Origin of the sequence: Pseudomonas sp. JAI115 (genome assembly GCF_014200835.1) — a bacterium.
GTDB lineage: Bacteria > Pseudomonadota > Gammaproteobacteria > Pseudomonadales > Pseudomonadaceae > Aquipseudomonas > Aquipseudomonas putida_A.
The window spans coordinates 588645-606703 of sequence record NZ_JACHCY010000003.1 but is presented as its reverse complement, the minus strand read 5'-3'; the positions used below and the strand labels follow the sequence as shown (position 1 = coordinate 606703).

The 18059-nt window shown below is 61.0% G+C and carries 16 protein-coding genes; 10 read left to right on the top strand and 6 right to left on the bottom strand.

Going from position 1 to position 18059, the window contains the following annotated elements; translation table 11 throughout:
- Positions 1–165: 165 nt before the first annotated feature.
- Genes HDC30_RS10690 through fabI form a run of 6 tightly spaced genes read left to right on the top strand, consistent with a single transcriptional unit; the run spans position 166 to position 8361 of the window.
- Positions 166–1998, top strand: a complete 1833-nt coding sequence (locus HDC30_RS10690; RefSeq protein WP_096795959.1) for an extracellular solute-binding protein — start codon at positions 166–168, stop codon at positions 1996–1998.
- Complete coding sequence (locus HDC30_RS10685) at positions 1995–3836, top strand: extracellular solute-binding protein (protein WP_183782850.1); 1842 nt, start codon at positions 1995–1997, stop codon at positions 3834–3836. Before HDC30_RS10690 ends, HDC30_RS10685 begins: the two co-directional genes overlap by 4 nt.
- 4 nt (positions 3837–3840) lie before the next feature.
- The gene (locus HDC30_RS10680) at positions 3841–4914 is read left to right on the top strand and encodes a microcin C ABC transporter permease YejB (protein WP_003224148.1); all 1074 of its coding nucleotides are present in this window, start codon (positions 3841–3843) and stop codon (positions 4912–4914) included.
- 1 nt (position 4915) lies between these two features.
- The gene (locus tag HDC30_RS10675) at positions 4916–5935 is read left to right on the top strand and encodes an ABC transporter permease (protein ID WP_007965317.1); all 1020 of its coding nucleotides are present in this window, start codon (positions 4916–4918) and stop codon (positions 5933–5935) included.
- Position 5936: 1 nt separating this feature from the next.
- On the top strand, positions 5937–7547 hold the full coding sequence (locus HDC30_RS10670; RefSeq protein WP_150369592.1) for an ABC transporter ATP-binding protein: 1611 nt from the start codon (positions 5937–5939) through the stop codon (positions 7545–7547).
- Between the two features lie 19 nt (positions 7548–7566).
- Positions 7567–8361 (top strand): enoyl-ACP reductase FabI, encoded by a 795-nt coding sequence (fabI, locus tag HDC30_RS10665; RefSeq protein WP_003202751.1) that lies wholly within the window; start codon positions 7567–7569, stop codon positions 8359–8361.
- A 687-nt stretch (positions 8362–9048) separates the two neighbouring features.
- Here the strand turns inward: fabI and HDC30_RS10660 are convergent.
- The 4 genes from HDC30_RS10660 to HDC30_RS10645 all read right to left on the bottom strand — a co-directional run bounded on the left by HDC30_RS10660 (position 9049) and on the right by HDC30_RS10645 (position 13288).
- Positions 9049–10014 carry a sensor domain-containing diguanylate cyclase gene (locus tag HDC30_RS10660; protein ID WP_183782848.1) on the bottom strand — a complete coding sequence of 322 codons (966 nt, stop codon included), beginning with the start codon at positions 10012–10014 and terminating at the stop codon, positions 9049–9051.
- A gap of 61 nt (positions 10015–10075) precedes the next feature.
- Entirely contained in the window at positions 10076–10654 is a 579-nt protein-coding gene (locus HDC30_RS10655; RefSeq protein ID WP_183782846.1) for a hypothetical protein, read from the bottom strand.
- A 1-nt stretch (position 10655) separates the two neighbouring features.
- A complete protein-coding gene (locus tag HDC30_RS10650) occupies positions 10656–12818 on the bottom strand; it encodes a xanthine dehydrogenase family protein molybdopterin-binding subunit (RefSeq protein WP_183782844.1) in 2163 nt (720 codons plus the stop codon).
- Positions 12819–12832: 14 nt separating this feature from the next.
- Entirely contained in the window at positions 12833–13288 is a 456-nt protein-coding gene (locus HDC30_RS10645) for a (2Fe-2S)-binding protein (protein WP_025111491.1), read from the bottom strand.
- 251 nt (positions 13289–13539) lie between these two features.
- On the opposite strand from HDC30_RS10645, the gene HDC30_RS10640 reads away from it, so the two are divergent.
- Entirely contained in the window at positions 13540–14370 is an 831-nt protein-coding gene (locus tag HDC30_RS10640; RefSeq protein WP_183782842.1) for an alpha/beta fold hydrolase, read from the top strand.
- Between the two features lie 143 nt (positions 14371–14513).
- On the opposite strand, the gene HDC30_RS10635 is transcribed toward HDC30_RS10640, so the two are convergent.
- Entirely contained in the window at positions 14514–14906 is a 393-nt protein-coding gene (locus HDC30_RS10635) for a GFA family protein (RefSeq protein ID WP_183782840.1), read from the bottom strand.
- Between the two features lie 92 nt (positions 14907–14998).
- On the opposite strand from HDC30_RS10635, the gene HDC30_RS10630 reads away from it, so the two are divergent.
- From HDC30_RS10630 to HDC30_RS10620, 3 genes are all read left to right on the top strand, one after another.
- A complete protein-coding gene (locus tag HDC30_RS10630; protein WP_183782837.1) occupies positions 14999–15667 on the top strand; it encodes a bifunctional 2-polyprenyl-6-hydroxyphenol methylase/3-demethylubiquinol 3-O-methyltransferase UbiG in 669 nt (222 codons plus the stop codon).
- A 216-nt stretch (positions 15668–15883) separates the two neighbouring features.
- Entirely contained in the window at positions 15884–16387 is a 504-nt protein-coding gene (locus tag HDC30_RS10625; RefSeq protein ID WP_007965300.1) for a VOC family protein, read from the top strand.
- A 35-nt stretch (positions 16388–16422) separates the two neighbouring features.
- On the top strand, positions 16423–17256 hold the full coding sequence (locus HDC30_RS10620) for an AraC family transcriptional regulator (protein ID WP_183782835.1): 834 nt from the start codon (positions 16423–16425) through the stop codon (positions 17254–17256).
- A 14-nt stretch (positions 17257–17270) separates the two neighbouring features.
- On the opposite strand, the gene HDC30_RS10615 is transcribed toward HDC30_RS10620, so the two are convergent.
- Positions 17271–17858, bottom strand: coding sequence for a LysE family translocator (locus HDC30_RS10615; RefSeq protein ID WP_095139638.1), 588 nt, complete (start codon positions 17856–17858; stop codon positions 17271–17273).
- Between the last annotated feature and the right edge of the window lie 201 nt (positions 17859–18059).

The following is an 18059-nucleotide window of genomic DNA, read 5'->3' as shown; positions in this document are numbered from 1 at the left end:
GGGGACTGCTGCGCAGTCCATCGGGGATAAATCCCCTCGCTACAATGCAAACCGGGCAAGCATTGCACGCCGATTAACAGCCCATTAACCCGCTATCTTTTTCCTGTCCATACAAGCTGTTACTGTACGGCCCACAAAGCCCAAGCCGCCTGGATCGGATCTGACTTGAAGCGTCCCCTCCTCCTGCTCCTGATCAGCCTGGCCTTGAGCTCACCCGCAAGCGCGACGATTACCGAGAGTCACGGTTATGCGCAGTTCGGCACGCTCAAGTACCCGGCCAGATTTACCCACTTCGACTGGGTCAACCCGCAAGCGCCCAAGGGCGGTACGTTGCGGGTGATGGCGTTCGGCACCTTCGATACGGTCAATCCATACACGTTCAAGGGCACCAGCCCGGTCACCACACCGAATTTCCTGCAGTACGGCATCAACGAGCTGAACGAGCCGCTGATGGTCGGCACCGGCCAGTATTCGCCGTCCGGTGACGAACCGGCGTCCAGTTATGGCTTAATCGCGCAATCGGTGGAGTACAGCGAAGATCGCAGCTGGGTGGTGTTCAATCTGCGCCCGGAAGCACGCTTTCACGACGGCACCCAGATCACCGCTTACGACGTGGCGTTCTCCTACCGAACACTGCTCAAGGACGGCCACCCGCTGTACCGCACCGCCCTGCAGGAAGTCTCGCGGGTCGACATCCTCAACCCGCAGCGCATTCGTTTCGTGATGAAACGCTCGGGCAATCCGTTACTGATCCTGCGCCTCGGCGAGTTGCCGGTGCTGCCGCAGCATTACTGGAAGGATCGCGACTTCAAGGCCACCACCTTCGAGCCACCGCTGGGCAGTGGCCCGTACCGCATCACCTCGGTAACGCCGGGGCGGCAGCTGATTTTCGAGCGGGTCAAGGATTACTGGGGCAAGGACCTGCCGGTCAATCGCGGCAAGTACAACTTCGATCGCATGGAAGTCGAGTTCTACCGCGACAGCGACGTGGCCTTCGAAGCGTTCAAGGCCGGCGAATTCGACATCTACATCGAGCATCAGGCAAAGAACTGGGCCAACGGCTACAACTTTCCGGCGGTGCGCCGTGGCGAAGTGATCAAGGCGCAGATTCCGCACCAGATCCCGACCCAGAGCCAGGGCCTGTTCATGAACACCCGACGCGCGACCTTCAGCGACGTCAAGGTGCGCGAAGCGCTGGGCCTGATGTTCGACTTCGAATGGACCAACCGCGCGCTGTTCAGCGATGCCTACCAGCGCACCACCAGCTACTACCCTAACAGCGAGTTTTCCGCGACGGGGCTGCCGGTCGGGCATGAATGGCTGATGCTCAAGCCGTACAAGGATCAGTTGCCCGCGAAGCTGTTCACCGAGCCGTTCAGCCTGCCGCAAACCGATGGCCGTGGCATCCCGCGAGAGACCATGCGCAAGGCCCTGGCCCTGCTCGCCGAGGCCGGCTGGAAGCTCAACGGCCAGCGCCTGCAAAACACCGCAGGGCAGCCGCTGAGCTTCGAACTGTTGCTGGTCAATCCGAACCTTGAGCGGATCCTCCAGCCCTATATCGAGAACCTCAACAGCATCGGCATCGACGCGCGCCTGCGCACGGTGGATCGCGCTCAATACAAACAGCGCCTGGACCAGTTCGATTTCGACATGATCCTGATGACCCTCAACCAGACCCTCAGCCCGGGTCTGGAGCAATGGCAGTACTTCCATTCCAGTCAGGTCGGGGTCAAGGGCAGCAAGAATTACGCCGGTATTGCCAACCCGGTGGTCGATCACCTGCTCGAACAATTGCTCGCCGCGCAAACCCGCGACGAACAGGTCGCCGCCGGCAAGGCGCTGGACCGCGTGCTGCTCTGGCAGCACTACAGCATTCCCAACTGGTACCTCAATTATCACCGACTGGCCTACCGCAACCGGTTGGCCTTCGTCACCACGCCGCCCTACACCCTGGGCCTGAGCGCGTGGTGGCTGAAATCTTCGGAGAACAATAAATGACGCCCATCCGCGCCCTGCTCGTGCAGGCCAGCGGTCTGCTGTTCGCCGGGCTGGCGATTGCCGCCCCGCAACACGCTGTGACCCTGTACAACGAGCCGCCGAAATACCCGGCGGACTTCAAGCAGTTCGATTACGTGAACCCCGACGCGCCCAAGGGCGGGATCTTCCGTCAGGCCGGGTTCGGCGGCTTCGACAGCCTCAACCCGTTCATCAGCAAAGGCGTGCCGGCCGATGACGTCGGGCAGATCTACGACACCCTGACCAAGCACAGTCTCGACGAACCGTTCACCGAGTACGGCCTGATCGCCGCGAAGATCGAGAAAGCCCCGGACAACAGCTGGGTGCGTTTCTACCTGCGCCCGGAAGCGCGTTTTCACGATGGCCATCCGGTGCGCGCCGAAGACGTGGTGTTCAGCTTCCAGACCCTGACCAAGGACGGCTCGCCGCTGTTTCGCGGCTACTACAGCGATGTCGAAGAGGCCATCGCCGAAGACCCGCTCAAGGTGCTGTTCAAGTTCAAGCACACCAACAATCGCGAGTTACCGCTGATCCTCGGTCAGCTCCCGGTGCTGCCGAAACACTGGTGGGCCAATCGTGATTTTTCCAAGGGCAATCTGGAGATCCCGCTGGGCAGCGGCCCGTACAAGGTCGCCGAAGTGAAAGCCGGGCGCTCGGTGCGCTATGAACGGGTCAAGGACTACTGGGGCAAGGATCTGCCGGTCAATCGCGGGTTCTACAACTTCGACGTAATGACCACCGATTACTACCGCGACAACACCGTCGCCGTCGAAGCGCTGAAGGCCGGCCAGTTCGATTACTGGCTGGAAATGACCGCGAAGAACTGGGCCAACGCTTACAACATCCCGGCCGTGACCGAAGGCCGGCTGATCAAGGAACAGATCGCCAACAGCAACCCGACCGGCATGCAGGGCTTCGTCTTCAACCTGCGCCGCCCGGTGTTTCAGGATGTGCGGGTGCGTCAGGCGCTCGGCCTGCTGTTCGATTTCGAGTGGACCAACAAGCAGCTGTTCAACGGTGCCTACTTCCGCACCCGCAGCTATTTCGAGAACTCGGAAATGGCCGCCACCGGCCTGCCCGACGCCGAGCAACGGGCGATCCTCGAACCGTTTCGCAGCAAACTGCCGGCGCAGGTGTTCAGCGAAGCCTTCGAGAACCCGAAGACCGACGCCAGCGGCATGATCCGCGCACAGCAGCGTGAGGCCTATCAATTGCTGCAAGAGGCTGGCTGGAAGATCGTCGACGACAAAATGGTCGACGCCAGCGGCAAACCGGTGGTCATCGAGTTCCTTCTGGCGCAGACCGAATTCGAACGCGTGCTGCTGCCGTTCAAACGCAATCTGGCCGACCTCGGCATCGATCTGGTGATCCGCCGTGTCGACGTTTCGCAATACATCAACCGCGTGCGCTCGCGGGACTTCGACATGATGGTCGGCAGCTTCCCGCAATCCAACTCGCCGGGCAACGAGCAGCGCGAATTCTGGATGAGCGCCGCCGCCGACAAACCGAGCAGCCGCAACACCATGGGCCTGAAGGATCCGATCGTCGATCAACTGGTGGAGAACCTGATCAACGCCGACTCGCGCAGCAGCCTGGTGGCGCACGCCCGGGCGCTGGATCGGGTGCTGCAATGGGGTTACTACGTGGTCCCCAACTGGCACATCAAGACCTGGCGCGTGGCGTACTGGAACCACATCGGTCACCCGAAAGTCTCGCCCAAATACGACATCGGGATTAACACCTGGTGGGTCAAGCCTGACGCGAAGCCCGCCATAGAAGTCGAAACCAAACTGCAAGCCGACCCTGTGGGCACGGAGTAATCAGATGCTGGCGTATATCTTTCGGCGACTGCTGCTGATCATCCCGACCCTGTTCGGCATCCTGCTGATCAACTTTGTGATCATCCAGGCCGCGCCCGGCGGCCCGGTGGAGCAGATGATCGCCAAGCTCGAAGGCTTCGAAGGCGCCACCAGCCGCATCGCCGGTGGCGGTGCCGAGGTCTCGGTGGCCGGCTCCGCGTATCGTGGCGCGCAAGGCCTCGACCCGGCGCTGATCAAGGAAATCGAACACATGTACGGGTTCGACAAGTCGGCCCCGGAACGTCTGTGGATCATGGTCAAGAACTACGCGAAGCTGGATTTCGGCGACAGTTTTTTCCGCGACGCCAAGGTTATCGACCTGATCAAGGAAAAGATGCCGGTATCGATCTCGCTCGGGCTGTGGAGCACGCTGATCATGTACCTGGTGTCGATCCCGCTGGGGATCGCCAAGGCCACGCGGCACGGCAGCCACTTCGACGTGTGGACCAGCTCGGCGATCATCATCGGCTACGCGATTCCGGCGTTCCTCTTTGCGATTCTGCTGATCGTGGTGTTTGCCGGCGGCAGTTATCTGGACTGGTTCCCGCTACGCGGGCTGACCTCGAACAACTTCGATGAACTGAGCCTGGGCGGCAAGATCCTCGACTACTTCTGGCACCTCGCGCTGCCGGTAACCGCGCTGGTGATCGGCAACTTCGCGACCATGACCCTGCTGACCAAAAACAGCTTCCTCGACGAGATCAACAAGCAGTACGTGGTCACCGCCAAGGCCAAGGGCCTGACGCGCAATCGCGTGCTCTACGGCCACGTGTTCCGCAACGCCATGCTGCTGGTGATTGCCGGGTTTCCGTCGGCGTTCATCGGCATCTTCTTCACCGGCTCGTTGCTGGTGGAGGTGATCTTCTCCCTCGACGGTCTGGGTCTGATGAGTTTCGAAGCGGCGATCAACCGCGATTACCCGGTGGTGTTCGGCACCCTGTTCATCTTCACCCTGCTGGGGCTGGTGGTGAAACTGATCGGCGACCTCACCTACACCCTGGTCGATCCGCGCATCGACTTCGCCAGCCGGGAGCATTGAGATGAACCTGTCCCCTCTCAACCGCCGCCGGTTCGAACTGTTCAAGGCCAACAAGCGTGGCTGGTGGTCGCTGTGGCTGTTTCTGATCCTGTTCGGCCTGAGCCTCGGTGCCGAACTGATCGCCAACGACAAGCCGCTGGTGGTGCATTACGACAACCACTGGTACTTCCCGGCGATCAAGCGCTACCCGGAAACCACCTTCGGCGGCGAATTCCCGCTGGAAGCCAACTACAAGAGCCCGTACATCCGCGAACTGCTCAAGGCCAAGGATGCGTGGGTGTTGTGGGCGCCGATCCCCTACAGCTACCAGAGCATCAACTACGACCTGAAAGTCCCGGCCCCGGCCCCGCCGTCGGCGGACAACCTGCTCGGCACCGACGATCAGGGCCGCGATGTGCTCGCGCGGGTGATCTACGGCTTCCGCATTTCCGTACTGTTTGCCCTGACGCTGACCGTGCTCAGCTCGATCATCGGCGTGATCGCCGGCGCGCTGCAGGGTTTCTATGGCGGCTGGGTCGATCTGGCCGGGCAACGCTTTCTGGAGATCTGGTCGGGATTGCCGGTGCTGTACCTGCTGATCATCCTTGCCAGTTTCGTCCAGCCGAATTTCTGGTGGCTGCTGGGGATCATGCTGCTGTTTTCGTGGATGAGCCTGGTCGACGTGGTGCGCGCCGAGTTCCTGCGTGGCCGCAACCTCGAATACGTGCGTGCGGCACGGGCGCTGGGCATGCAGAACGGCGCGATCATGTTCCGCCACATTCTGCCCAACGCGATGGTCTCGACCATGACCTTCATGCCGTTCATCCTCACCGGTGCCATCGGCACCCTGACCGCGCTGGACTTCCTCGGCTTCGGCTTGCCGGCCGGCAGCCCGTCGCTGGGTGAACTGGTGGCCCAGGGCAAATCCAACCTGCAGGCACCGTGGCTGGGCATGAGCGCGTTCGCGGTGCTGGCGCTGATGTTGAGTTTGCTGGTGTTTATCGGCGAGTCCGCTCGCGATGCCTTCGACCCGAGGAAGTGAAATGAATCAGGACAATCTGATCGAAGTGCGCGACCTCGCCGTCGAGTTCGGCTTCAACGAGCGGCTGCACCGGGTGGTCGAGGGCGTGAGCTTCGACATCAAACGCGGCGAAACCCTGGCCCTGGTCGGCGAGTCCGGCTCGGGCAAATCGGTGACGGCGCACTCGATCCTGCGCCTGCTGCCCTACCCGCTGGCCCGCCATCCGGCCGGCAGCATCAACTATGCCGGGCAGAATCTGCTGGGGCTGAGCGAAAAGACCATCCGGCATATTCGCGGCAACCGCATCGCGATGATCTTTCAGGAGCCGATGACCTCGCTCAACCCGCTGCACTCGATCGAGAAGCAGATCAACGAGATCCTCGGCATCCACAAGGGTCTGAGCGGCAAAGTCGCGACCAAGCGCACTTTGGAGCTGCTGGAGATGGTCGGCATTCCCGAGCCGCACAAACGCCTCAAGGCCCTGCCCCACGAATTGTCCGGCGGCCAGCGCCAGCGGGTGATGATCGCCATGGCGTTGGCCAACGAGCCGGAGTTGCTGATCGCCGACGAACCGACCACCGCACTGGACGTGACCGTTCAGCTGAAAATCCTCGATTTGCTCAAGGAACTTCAGGCTCGATTGGGCATGTCGCTGCTACTGATCAGTCACGATTTGAACCTGGTGCGAAGAATTGCGCATCGCGTATGTGTCATGCAGCGCGGTTGCATCGTCGAACAGGCATCGTGCGCAGAGCTGTTCCGTTCGCCGCAGCATCCGTACACTCGGGAATTGCTCGGCGCGGAGCCCAGCGGGGGCCCGGCGACCAATAAAATCGGGGCGCCGCTGCTCGAAGTCGAGAACCTCAAAGTCTGGTTCCCGATCAAGAAAGGCCTGCTCAAGCGCACGGTGGATTACGTCAAGGCAGTGGACGGCATCAATTTCAGCCTGCCTCAGGGTCAGACCCTGGGGATCGTGGGGGAAAGCGGTTCCGGCAAATCCACGCTGGGTCTGGCGATTTTGCGGCTGATCGGCAGCAAAGGCGCGATTCGCTTTGAGGGCAAACAGCTAGACTGCCTGACGCAGAACGAGGTTCGCCCGTTGCGTCGGGAGATGCAGGTGGTGTTTCAGGATCCGTTCGGCAGCCTGAGTCCGCGGATGTGCGTGAGCGACATCGTTGGCGAAGGCCTGCGGATTCACAAGATGGGCACCGCCGCCGAGCAGGAAGCGGCGATTATTGCGGCATTGAAGGAGGTAGGTCTGGATCCGGAAACCCGGCACCGCTACCCTCACGAATTTTCCGGTGGGCAACGGCAACGTATCGCCATTGCCCGGGCTTTGGTGCTGAAACCGGCGCTGATCCTGCTGGACGAGCCGACTTCCGCGCTCGACCGCACGGTGCAGCGGCAAGTGGTGGAGCTGTTGCGTTCACTGCAAGCCAAGTACAACCTGACGTATTTGTTCATCAGCCATGACCTGGCTGTCGTCAAAGCGCTGAGCCACCAGTTGATGGTGGTCAAGCATGGCCAAGTGGTCGAACAGGGAGACGCGCAAGATATTTTTGCCGCCCCCAAACATCCGTATACACAGCAGTTGCTGGAAGCCGCTTTTTTGGCACCAGCCACTGCGCAATAACCTGAAAGAGGAGCAACACATGGGTTTTCTCGCCGGTAAGCGCGTACTGATCGTCGGTGTCGCCAGCAAGCTGTCCATCGCATCCGGCATCGCTGCCGCCATGCATCGCGAGGGCGCTGAGCTTGCCTTCACTTATCAGAACGACAAACTGAAAGGTCGTGTTGAGGAATTCGCTCAAGGCTGGGGTTCGAGCCCTGAGCTGTGCTTCCCGTGCGACGTGGCCAGCGATGAAGAAATCGCCAAGGTCTTCGAAGAACTGAGCAAGAAGTGGGACGGCCTGGACTGCATCGTGCACTCCGTCGGCTTCGCCCCGGGCGACCAACTGGACGGCGACTTCACCGAAGCCACCACCCGTGAAGGTTTCCGCATCGCTCACGACATCAGCGCCTACAGCTTCGTGGCCCTGGCCAAGGCTGGCCGCGAAATGATGAAAGGCCGCAACGGCAGCCTGCTGACCCTGTCGTACCTGGGCGCCGAGCGCACCATGCCGAACTACAACGTGATGGGCATGGCCAAGGCTTCGCTGGAAGCTGGCGTACGTTACCTGGCTGGTTCCCTGGGCCCGGACGGCACCCGCGTCAACTGCGTATCGGCCGGCCCGATCCGTACCCTGGCAGCCTCGGGCATCAAGAACTTCCGCAAGATGCTGGCCGCCAACGAAGCGCAAACCCCACTGCGCCGCAACGTCACCATCGAAGAAGTCGGCAACGCCGGCGCCTTCCTGTGCTCCGACCTGGCGTCGGGCATCAGCGGTGAAATCATGTACGTGGACGGCGGCTTCAACACCACCGCCATGGGCAACATCGAAGAGTAATCTTCGGTCTGCCGATAAAAAACCCGCCAATCGGCGGGTTTTTTTGTGCCTGCAATTTCTTGAACAACCCAAATCCCCCTGTAGGAGTGAGCCTGAATTTCGTGAACAGCGGATAAACCTGTGGGAGTGGGCTTGCTCACGAAGAGGCCGGCACATTCAACATGGATATCGCCTGACCGGACGTTTTCGCGAGCAAGCCCGCTCCCACACTGTTTTTACGATATGCCTGAATTTTGTGGGCACCCGATAAACCTGTGGGAGTGAGCTTGCTCACGAAGAGGCCGGCACATTCGACATGGATATCGCCTGACCGGACGTTTTCGCGAGCAAGCTCGCTCCCACACTGTTTTTACGATATGCCTGAATTTTGTGGGCAGCCGACAAACCTGTGGGAGTGGGCTTGCTCACGAAGAGGCCGGCACATTCAACATGGATATCGCCTGACCGGACACTTTCGCGAGCAAGCCCGCTCCCACAGGGTTCTGCGGTGTACCTGGATTTTGTGAGCAGCCGATAAACCTGTGGGAGTGGGCTTGCTCACGAAGAGGCCGGCACATTCGACATGGATATCGCCTGAGCGGACGCTTTCGCGAGCAAGCCCGCTCCCACAGGGTTCTGCGATGTGCCTGGATTTTGTGGGCAGCCGCTAAACCTGTGGGAGCTGGCTTGCCAGCGATGAGGCCCGAATCAGCGCCGTTTCAACGCCTGCTTGTGCGCATACATCGCCTCGTCGGCATCGGCCAGCAGTCGATCCACCGTTTCATGGCGTTGCGGATCGTATTCGATCTGGCCGACGCTGAAGCGAATCTCGTAGCCGCGCTGTAACATCGCATTACGCTCGTCGAGGATTTCCTTGAGCCGCGCCATGATCGCTGTGGTTTCGACGTGACTGGAGCCGGTCAGCAGCGCCACGAACTCGTCACCGCCCAGGCGCCCGACCACGTCGCTCTCGCGAAAAGCGATGCGCAGCACATCGGCAAAGGTCTTCAGCGCACTGTCGCCCTCAGCATGGCCGTAACGATCATTGATCTGTTTGAAGTCATTGAGATCGAAAAACAGCAGCGTCGCCGGTTTGTCCCGGTGTTTACAGGCGTCCAGCGCATGCTGGGCCAGGGTCTTGAAGCCACGGCGGTTGGACAGCAGCGTCAGCTCGTCCATGCTTGCCATCTGCACCGCCATCAACTCCTGCTCGGCCATGCCGGCGAGATCGCGCAACAGGGCACGCTCCTCGTCGTCGAGTTCACGCGGCTGGGTGTCGATCAGGCACAACGTGCCCATTTTGTTGCCGTTGGGCACGGTCAGCGGGTAGCCCGCGTAGAAACGAATCTTCGGCTCGCCGGTGACCAGCGGATTGTCATGAAAGCGCTTGTCCTGCTTGGCATCAGGCACCAGCAGCAATTCGTCCTGAAGAATCGCGTGCCCACAGAACGACACATCACGCGGAGTTTCGTTGACGTCGAGGCCGACGCACGACTTGAACCATTGCCGATCCTTGTCCACCAGCGTCACCAGGGCAATCGGCACGTTGAACAGGCGCTTGGCCAGCCGCGTGAGCCGGTCAAAACGCTCTTCCGGCGCCGAATCAAGAACCTTCAAGCCGTGCAGCGCTTGAATTCGGGTGGTTTCATTGGCGGGTTTGGTCGGGGCCAGCATCACGCACTCCATCAGGGTCAATGACCGTTAGAGTAGCTTGATTCACCAGCGACTCACACACTCAACCGCCCGCCACCGGACATGGCCCGCCAGCATCGGCCCAAAGCTTGAACTGGGCCACAAAAATGTCATGCGGCACCGGCACCGGTGCACGCCCTGCCCCGGGATTCCAGCCCCACAGCACCAGCTTGTCGTCGCTGACATGTTTGATCAGCGCGGCGAAATCACGGTCACCATTGCTCGAACGATCCTTAATCATCGCGCACAACTTGTCCGGCGGCAGGCCGATCCAGGCCATCTTGTGCGCCGCCGGCGGCAGGCTCCAGTGCGGCGCCCCCGGCGGTGCATGCGCACCATAACTTTCCGGCGGATTGCTCTCAGCGTGGCAAGTGGCGCAGGGCAAACCGGCTGCGCCCTTGCCGTCCATGCCGCGCACCACATTCATCGCGTGCGGTTTGCCGGCATCGAACTGCAGCGGCGAGTCGCCGGGGATGTGGCAGTTCTGGCAACGCGGGCTCTGGAACACCTTCTGCACCGTGCCGAACGCCTTGAGCGCTTCCTGATCATCGGCGAACAGGTCCGAGGCGTAGCCGCCCAGCCCCAGCAACATCATCGTGCCCAACAGCAGATGTCGTTTCATCTCACACCCCCGACAGTTGCAGCGGCAGTTCACGCAAGCGCTGCCCGGTCAGCGCATACACGGCATTGGCCACCGCCGGCGCGGTCGGCGGAACACCGGCCTCGCCGATGCCGCCGGGCTTGTCGCTGCTGGGCACGATATGCACTTCGACCAGCGGCATCTCGTTGAGCCGCAGCACCTGGTAATCGTGATAATTGGACTGCACCACCGCGCCGTCCTTGAGCGTCAGCTTGCTGTGCAGCGCCATGCCCAGGCCAAAAGTGATGCACGATTCCATCTGCGCCGCGATGCTCTGCGGGTTGACCACGATCCCGCAGTCCACCGCACACACCACGCGGTGCACGCGAATCGCCAGATTGTCCTGCGAGACCTCGGCCACCTGCGCCACATAACTGCCGAACGACTCGTGTACCGCCACGCCCAATGCATGCCCGTCAGGCAACGGCGCTGTCCAGTTGGCCTTCTCCACCGCAAGATTCAGCACCCCGAGATGCCGCGCATGGTCCTTGAGCAAGGTACGTCGGTACTCCACCGGATCCTTGCCCGCCGCAGCGGCTAGTTCATCGATCAGCGACTCCATGACGAACGCGGTGTGGCTGTGCCCCACCGAACGCAGCCACAGCACATTGATTCCGGTCTGCGGCGAATGCAGCTCGACCTGTTGATGGGCCAGACCCTTGATATACGGGCTGTCGGCCACACCTTCGACCGAAGTCGCGTCGATGCCGTTCTTGACCATGGTCTGTTCGAGCATGGTGCCGGCCATGATCGACTGGCCGACCAGCACATGCTGCCAGCTCAGCGGCATGCCCTGCCCGTCCAGGCCTATGCGTGCCTGATGCAGGAACATCGAGCGGTAATACCCGCCGCGAATGTCGTCCTCGCGCGACCACACGGTTTTCACCGGCAGCCCCGCGGCTTTCGCCACTTGCACCGCTTCGGCGACGAAGTCCGAGGTCGGATTGGCCCGCCGCCCGAATCCGCCGCCAAGAAATTCGGTGTGAATTTCCACCTGTTCCGGTTTGAGTCCGGTGATCTTGCCGGCGACCATCTGATCGAGGGTCTGGAATTGCGTGCCGGTCCAGATCTCGCACTTTTCGGCGCTGATCTTCACTGTGCAGTTCAGCGGTTCCATCGGTGCGTGCGCCAGATACGGCACGCTGTATTCGACGTCGATTTTCTTCGCCGCCTTGTCGAAGTTGCCTTTCGGATCCCCAGCCTGGCTGGCGGAAGTGCCCGGTGTCGCTGCCAGTTTGCGGAAACTGTCGAGCAGGCCCTGGCTGCTCAGGTCAGCGTGCGGCCCGAGATCCCAATCGACCTTCAGCGCATCGCGACCAAGTTTCGCCGCCCAGTAATGATCGGCAATCACCGCCACACCGGTCGGCACCTGTACCACTTTGTGCACACCGGGCACCGCCAGTGCCTCGGCGCCCTCGAAGGATTTGACCGTGGCACCGAACACCGGCGCACGGGCGACCATCGCGGTCATCAAGCCCTCGAATTGCACGTCCATGCCGAACTTGGCGCGGCCGGTGATTTTCTCCGGGGTATCGAGGCGTTTGGTCGGTTTGCCGATGACTTTCCAGTCCTTGGCCTCCTTGAAGGTGATCGACTTTGGATCCGGCACTGGCAGTTGCCCGGCGGCGTCCGCCAGTTCGCCGTACGTCGCGCGTTTATCGCCGGCGATCACTACGCCGGACTCGGTGCGAATCGTCGACGCAGCGACGTTGAAGCGCTTGGCCGCCGCTTCCACCAGCATCTGCCGCGCCGTGGCCCCGGCGAGCCGGTAGCGGTCGAATTCCATCCAGGTCGAGGTCGAGCCGCCAGTAATCTGCATCCCGCCAAACGCGGGCATGCCGTAATTGGCCGCCGAGGCCGGCGAGTGCTCGACGCGGATCGTCGACCAGTCGGCGTCCAGTTCTTCGGCGATCAGCATGGTCAGACCGGTCCAGATGCCCTGACCCATTTCCGAGTGCCCGAGCAACACCGTCACGCTGTTGTCGGCGGCAATGCGCAAAAACGCATTCGGCGCGAAGACCTTGCCTTCATTCTCCGCCGCCAGAGCAAAACGATGGGCACCGGGGACGACAAACGCCACCACCAGACCGCCACCCAGCACGGCACTGCCCTTGAGAAATCCGCGACGCGATACAGGACTGTTCATCGTCTATCTCCCAATCAGCCGATCTCGGCCGCACGTTTCACAGCCGCGCGGATTCGCGGATAGGTACCGCAGCGGCAAATATTGCCGGAGAGCGCCTGATCGATATCGCTGTCGGTGGGCTTGGGGATTTTCGCCAGCAGCGCGGCGGCAGACATGATCTGCCCGGACTGGCAGTAACCGCACTGCACCACATCAAGTTCGGCCCAGGCCTGCTGCACCGGGTGCGAGCCATCGGTCGAAAGGCCTTCGATGGTGAGAATTTTCTGCCCGTTGGCCACGGCGGTGGCGGGCGTGATACAGGCGCGCAACGGCGCGCCATCGACGTGTACGGTGCAGGCGCCGCACTGGGCCATGCCACAGCCGAATTTGGTACCGGTCAGGTGCGCAACGTCACGCAGGACCCAGAGCAACGGCATGTCGGCCGGTACATCGAGTTCCTGATCCTTGCCATTGATATTCAAGGTCAGCATCGGGGGATTTCCTCAGACTCACGGTGTTCTGAAGGGGCGCCGCTACGGCCGTGGAAGCCTGTGCGCGCCTCGGCTTATCCCTTTCAGCAAAGCCTAATTTGCGCGTGAAGCCAGACGTGGCGACCACCGGTCATGCCCTATCGCAAAAATGTCGACTTTAATCTTCTGGCTGATAACGGCGCTTATCCGAACCCTCACGACCGGTCTGCGACAAGCGCGGTAACCCATCACAAAGGTCAGGAGTCGCGAACATGGGATTTGTCACCACCAAAGACGGCGTCGATATTTTCTACAAGGACTGGGGCCCGAAGGACGCCCCGGTGATCCACTTCCACCACGGCTGGCCGCTCAGCTCGGATGACTGGGATGCGCAGATGCTGTTCTTTCTGGCCCAGGGCTTTCGGGTGATTGCTCACGACCGTCGAGGCCACGGACGGTCGAGCCAGGTCTGGGACGGCCACGACATGGACCATTACGCCGACGATGCGCTGGCGGTGGTTCAGCACCTGGGGGTGAAGAACGTGGTGCATGTCGGCCACTCCACCGGCGGCGGCGAGGTCATCCACTACATCGCCCGTCATGGTCAGGACAACGTCGCCAAAGGCGTGTTGATCAGCGCGGTGCCACCGTTGATGGTGCAGACCGAAAGCAATCCCGGTGGATTGCCGAAATCGGTGTTCGACGATTTTCAGGCGCAACTGGCGGCCAATCGTGCGCAGTTCTACCGCGATATCCCCAGCGGGCCGTTTTATGGCTATAACCGCCCCGGGGCCAAGCCGTCTGAGGGGATCATCGGCAACTGGTGGCGTCAGGGCATGATCGGCGGCGCCAAGGCGCATTACGACGGGATCGTTGCGTTCTCGCAGACCGATTTCACTGAAGACCTGAAGAAAGTCACCGTGCCGGTGCTGGTGATGCATGGCGAGGACGATCAGATCGTACCGTATGCGAACTCGGGGCCTTTGTCGGCGAAACTGCTGCCAAATGGCACGCTGAACTCATATCCGGGGTTTCCGCACGGGATGCCGACGACTGAGGCGGCGACGATCAATGCCGATCTGCTGGCGTTTATTCGCGGCTGAGATAACCGAAGTCAGCTGACTCCCCTGTAGGAACGGGCTTGCTCGCGAAGGCATTCGATCTATCGACATCGGGCTGGCTGAACCACCGCTTTCGCGAGCAAGCCCGCTCCCACCAGGGGACTCGGTATTGCCCGGACTTTTTGCTATTCCTCGGTGCGCCCCGTCCCTTCGCGATCACGTTCGTAGTGGTGCGCCAGTGGCAGCACCGGCAACCATGACTCGCGCCGCACTGTCCACAGTTCATAAGTCGGCTTGAACTGGTTTGGCGCGTCCAGCGAGCCGACATTCACTTCAATTTCATCCCCCGAACGCGCCAGTACCGGCGAACCACAGCGCGGACAGAACACCCGCCCTTGATATTCGCCGGTCTTGCCACTGACGGTCACGGCATTCTCGGGAAATATCGCCGAGGCATGAAACAACGTGCCATGGTGTTTGCGGCAGTCGAGGCAGTGGCAGATCCCGACGCGGTAAGGTTGGCCCGATGCTTCGAAACGCACATCGCCGCACAGGCAACCGCCAGTTAATGGGTTCATGGTGTCTATCCTCTGCCAGACTCTGTTCAGCCTTTGAACATAGCAGCCGTACAAGCGAACGCCCACAATCGGCTTATACCGGAGACAGCGCCATGCCCTCCCCTGAATCCATCTTGTTACAGAGCTGGCACACCAACGCTGATGCCTGGATCGACGCGATCCGCAGCGGTGCCATCGAAAGCCGTCAGCAGGTCACCGATCAGGCGATCCTGCTGGCGATCATGGGCCGCCAACCGGGACGCGTGCTGGATCTGGGTTGCGGCGAAGGCTGGTTGTTGCGGGCGCTGGCGGATCGCGGTATCGATTCGGCGGGCGTCGATGGCGATGCGACGTTGATCGAGGCTGCACGCGCGGCCGGTTCAACCAGCGTGCACGTCGCCAGTTACCAGACGCTGGTCGAGGACGAAGTCGACATCGGTCGTGATTACGATTTGATCTGCGCCAACTTCTCGCTGCTGCATCAGGACATCATTCCATTGCTCGCCGCGATGCATGCGTTGCTGGCTCCCGGCGGTGCCATGATCATTCAGACCCTGCATCCGTGGGCCGTGGCGGCCGGCGATTATCAGGATGGCTGGCGTGAAGAGTTCTTCGCCGGGTTCAAGGGCCAGTGGCAGCCGATGCCGTGGTATTTCCGCACGCTGTCGAGCTGGTGCAACGCGCTGGACATGGCCGGGTTTCACCTGGTCAGCCTGCAAGAGCCGCAGCATCCGCAAAGCCCGGTGCCGCAGTCGCTGTTGCTGATCGCCGAACGGCGCTGACCGGGGCAACTCGAGCCCCTTGTGGGAGCGAGCTTGCTCGCGAATGCGGAGTGTCTGACAGGCTCGTTGCCGCATGTGCCGACGCTTTCGCGAACAGGCTCGCTCCCACAATGTTTGGCGTCTAATGCTTCAGTTGTCGATCTACGGCACCGCCATTCGACCAAGGACTGACTACGCTGTAAATCCTGCGTGTCTAACCTGCCGAGGATGACTGCCATGCAACGCTTTCAAAAACTCACACCGTGCCTGTGGTTCGATGATCAGGCCGAAGCCGCCGCGAAGTTCTATTGCTCGATCTTCGACCATTCGAAAATCACCGGCCTGACCCACTACAGCAAAGTCGGCCAGGAATTTCACGGCAAGCCGGAAGGCGCGGTAATGACCGTCAGTTTCGAACTCGACGGCCAGACCTTCACCGGCCTCAACGGCGGGCCGATGTTCAAGTTCAGTGAAGCCATTTCGTTTCAGGTCAATTGCCAGAATCAGGAAGAAGTCGACCACTTCTGGGGCAACCTGTCGGCCGGTGGCCCGGTCGAGGCCCAGCAATGCGGCTGGCTCAAGGACCAGTTCGGGGTGTCGTGGCAGATCGTGCCGGTGGCGTTCATGCACATGATGCAGGACCCCGACACCAGCAAGTCGCAACGGGCGATGCAGGCCATGTTCAAGATGAAAAAACTCGATATCGCCGAACTGGAGCGGGCCTTTGCCGGCCAGAGCTAATACACTCCGGTTCTGGCCTGCCTGGAACCATAACGATGAAACACGCTGCCGCCAAAAAACCTGAAAAAGCCCCTCGCTTCTGGCGCGACGATGCCCTGCCCTTCATCGAAGCGCGGGCCATCGCCGATGGCCGTGAGGTCTGCTACTCACGCCATTCCCATGCGCATTTTTCGATTGGCGCGATCACCGCCGGGCGTAGCATTTATGTGCATGAGCAATCGACGTTCGAAGTCGCCGCCGGCACCGTGGTGCTGATGAATCCGGGCGACGTGCATGCCTGCAATCCGATCGATGATCAGCCGTGGTCGTACTTGATGTTGTATGTCGAGACGCCGTGGCTGACGGATTTGCAGCATCAACTGGGGTTCAGTGCGGAGCAGGAGTTTCGGCGGTTTACCACTACTCATCTGGATGACCCGCGACTGTTTCGTGACCTGCAAGGGCTTTACGCCACACTGGTCGACGAGCAGCAGGACGTACTGCGCAAACACAGCGCAGCGGTGGAGTTTTTCAGCGATCTGCAACTACGCCTGAACCCGGCTGAACCACCGTTGCGCAAACCGAATTTCAAGCTCGAACGCGCTGCCGACTTCATCCGCGAACACTGCACCGATCTGCTCAGCCTGGAGGACATCTGCACGGCGGCGCAGTTGTCACCGTCGTATCTGATCCGTGCGTTCAAGCAGCATTACGGCATGACCCCGCATGCCTTTGTGGTCAACCAGCGCATCCAGTTCGCCCGCGAACGCCTGCGCAGCGGCCAGTTGATTGCCGATGTCGCACTGGAGGCGGGGTTTGCCGATCAGGCGCATTTTCAGCGCGCATTCAAACAGCATCTGGCGGCGACTCCCGGCCAATATCGCGGCTGATCCTGGCGCCGGGCTCACGGCAACAGCAGATAACCCGCGCTCGCCGCCAGCAACAAGGCCATCAACCGATTGAACAGGCGCATCCCCTTCGGATTGCCCAGATACCCACGCAGAAACGTCCCGGCATAGACCCAGCAACCGACCGACAGATAACAGATCACCAGATACACCGCGGCGAACTGCCAGACCAGCCGTGCCTCGCCATCGGCGACAAACGCGCCCATCCCTGCCACACAGGCCAGCCAGGCTTTCGGATTGAGCCATTGCATCACCGCGCCGTACAACATCGACGGCGCCCGACCCGCCTCGCCGGCATGCAACTGGCCGTCATCGGCAGCCAGTTTCCAGGCCATGAACAACAGAAACGCCACCCCGGCCAATTGCACCACCCGGGTCAGAAATGGCCACAGTTTCAGGACCTCATGCAGCCCCAGGCCCATCAGCACCAGCAACAGCACAAAACCCAGCGTCGCTCCTGCCACGTGCCGCTGACTGGCCCGAAAGCCGAACTGCGCACCGGAACTCAGCGCCACTATATTCACCGGCCCCGGGGTTATGGACGCCACCAGCGCAAACGCCGCCATCGACACAATCAGACTCATTACGCACCTGCTGCAGAGTGGGGAGAAAGAGACTCAGGCTAACTAAGGCACGGCCTGCTGTATTGAACAAAATTGCCCTCGTATCGACCGACACGAAACATACGTTGAAACCAATACTGCAAAACAAACCCTGGTTGCGCCGATATAGTCGCCACGCGAAAACAAATCTTCGCGGTACCCGTTTATTGACCCACCTATATA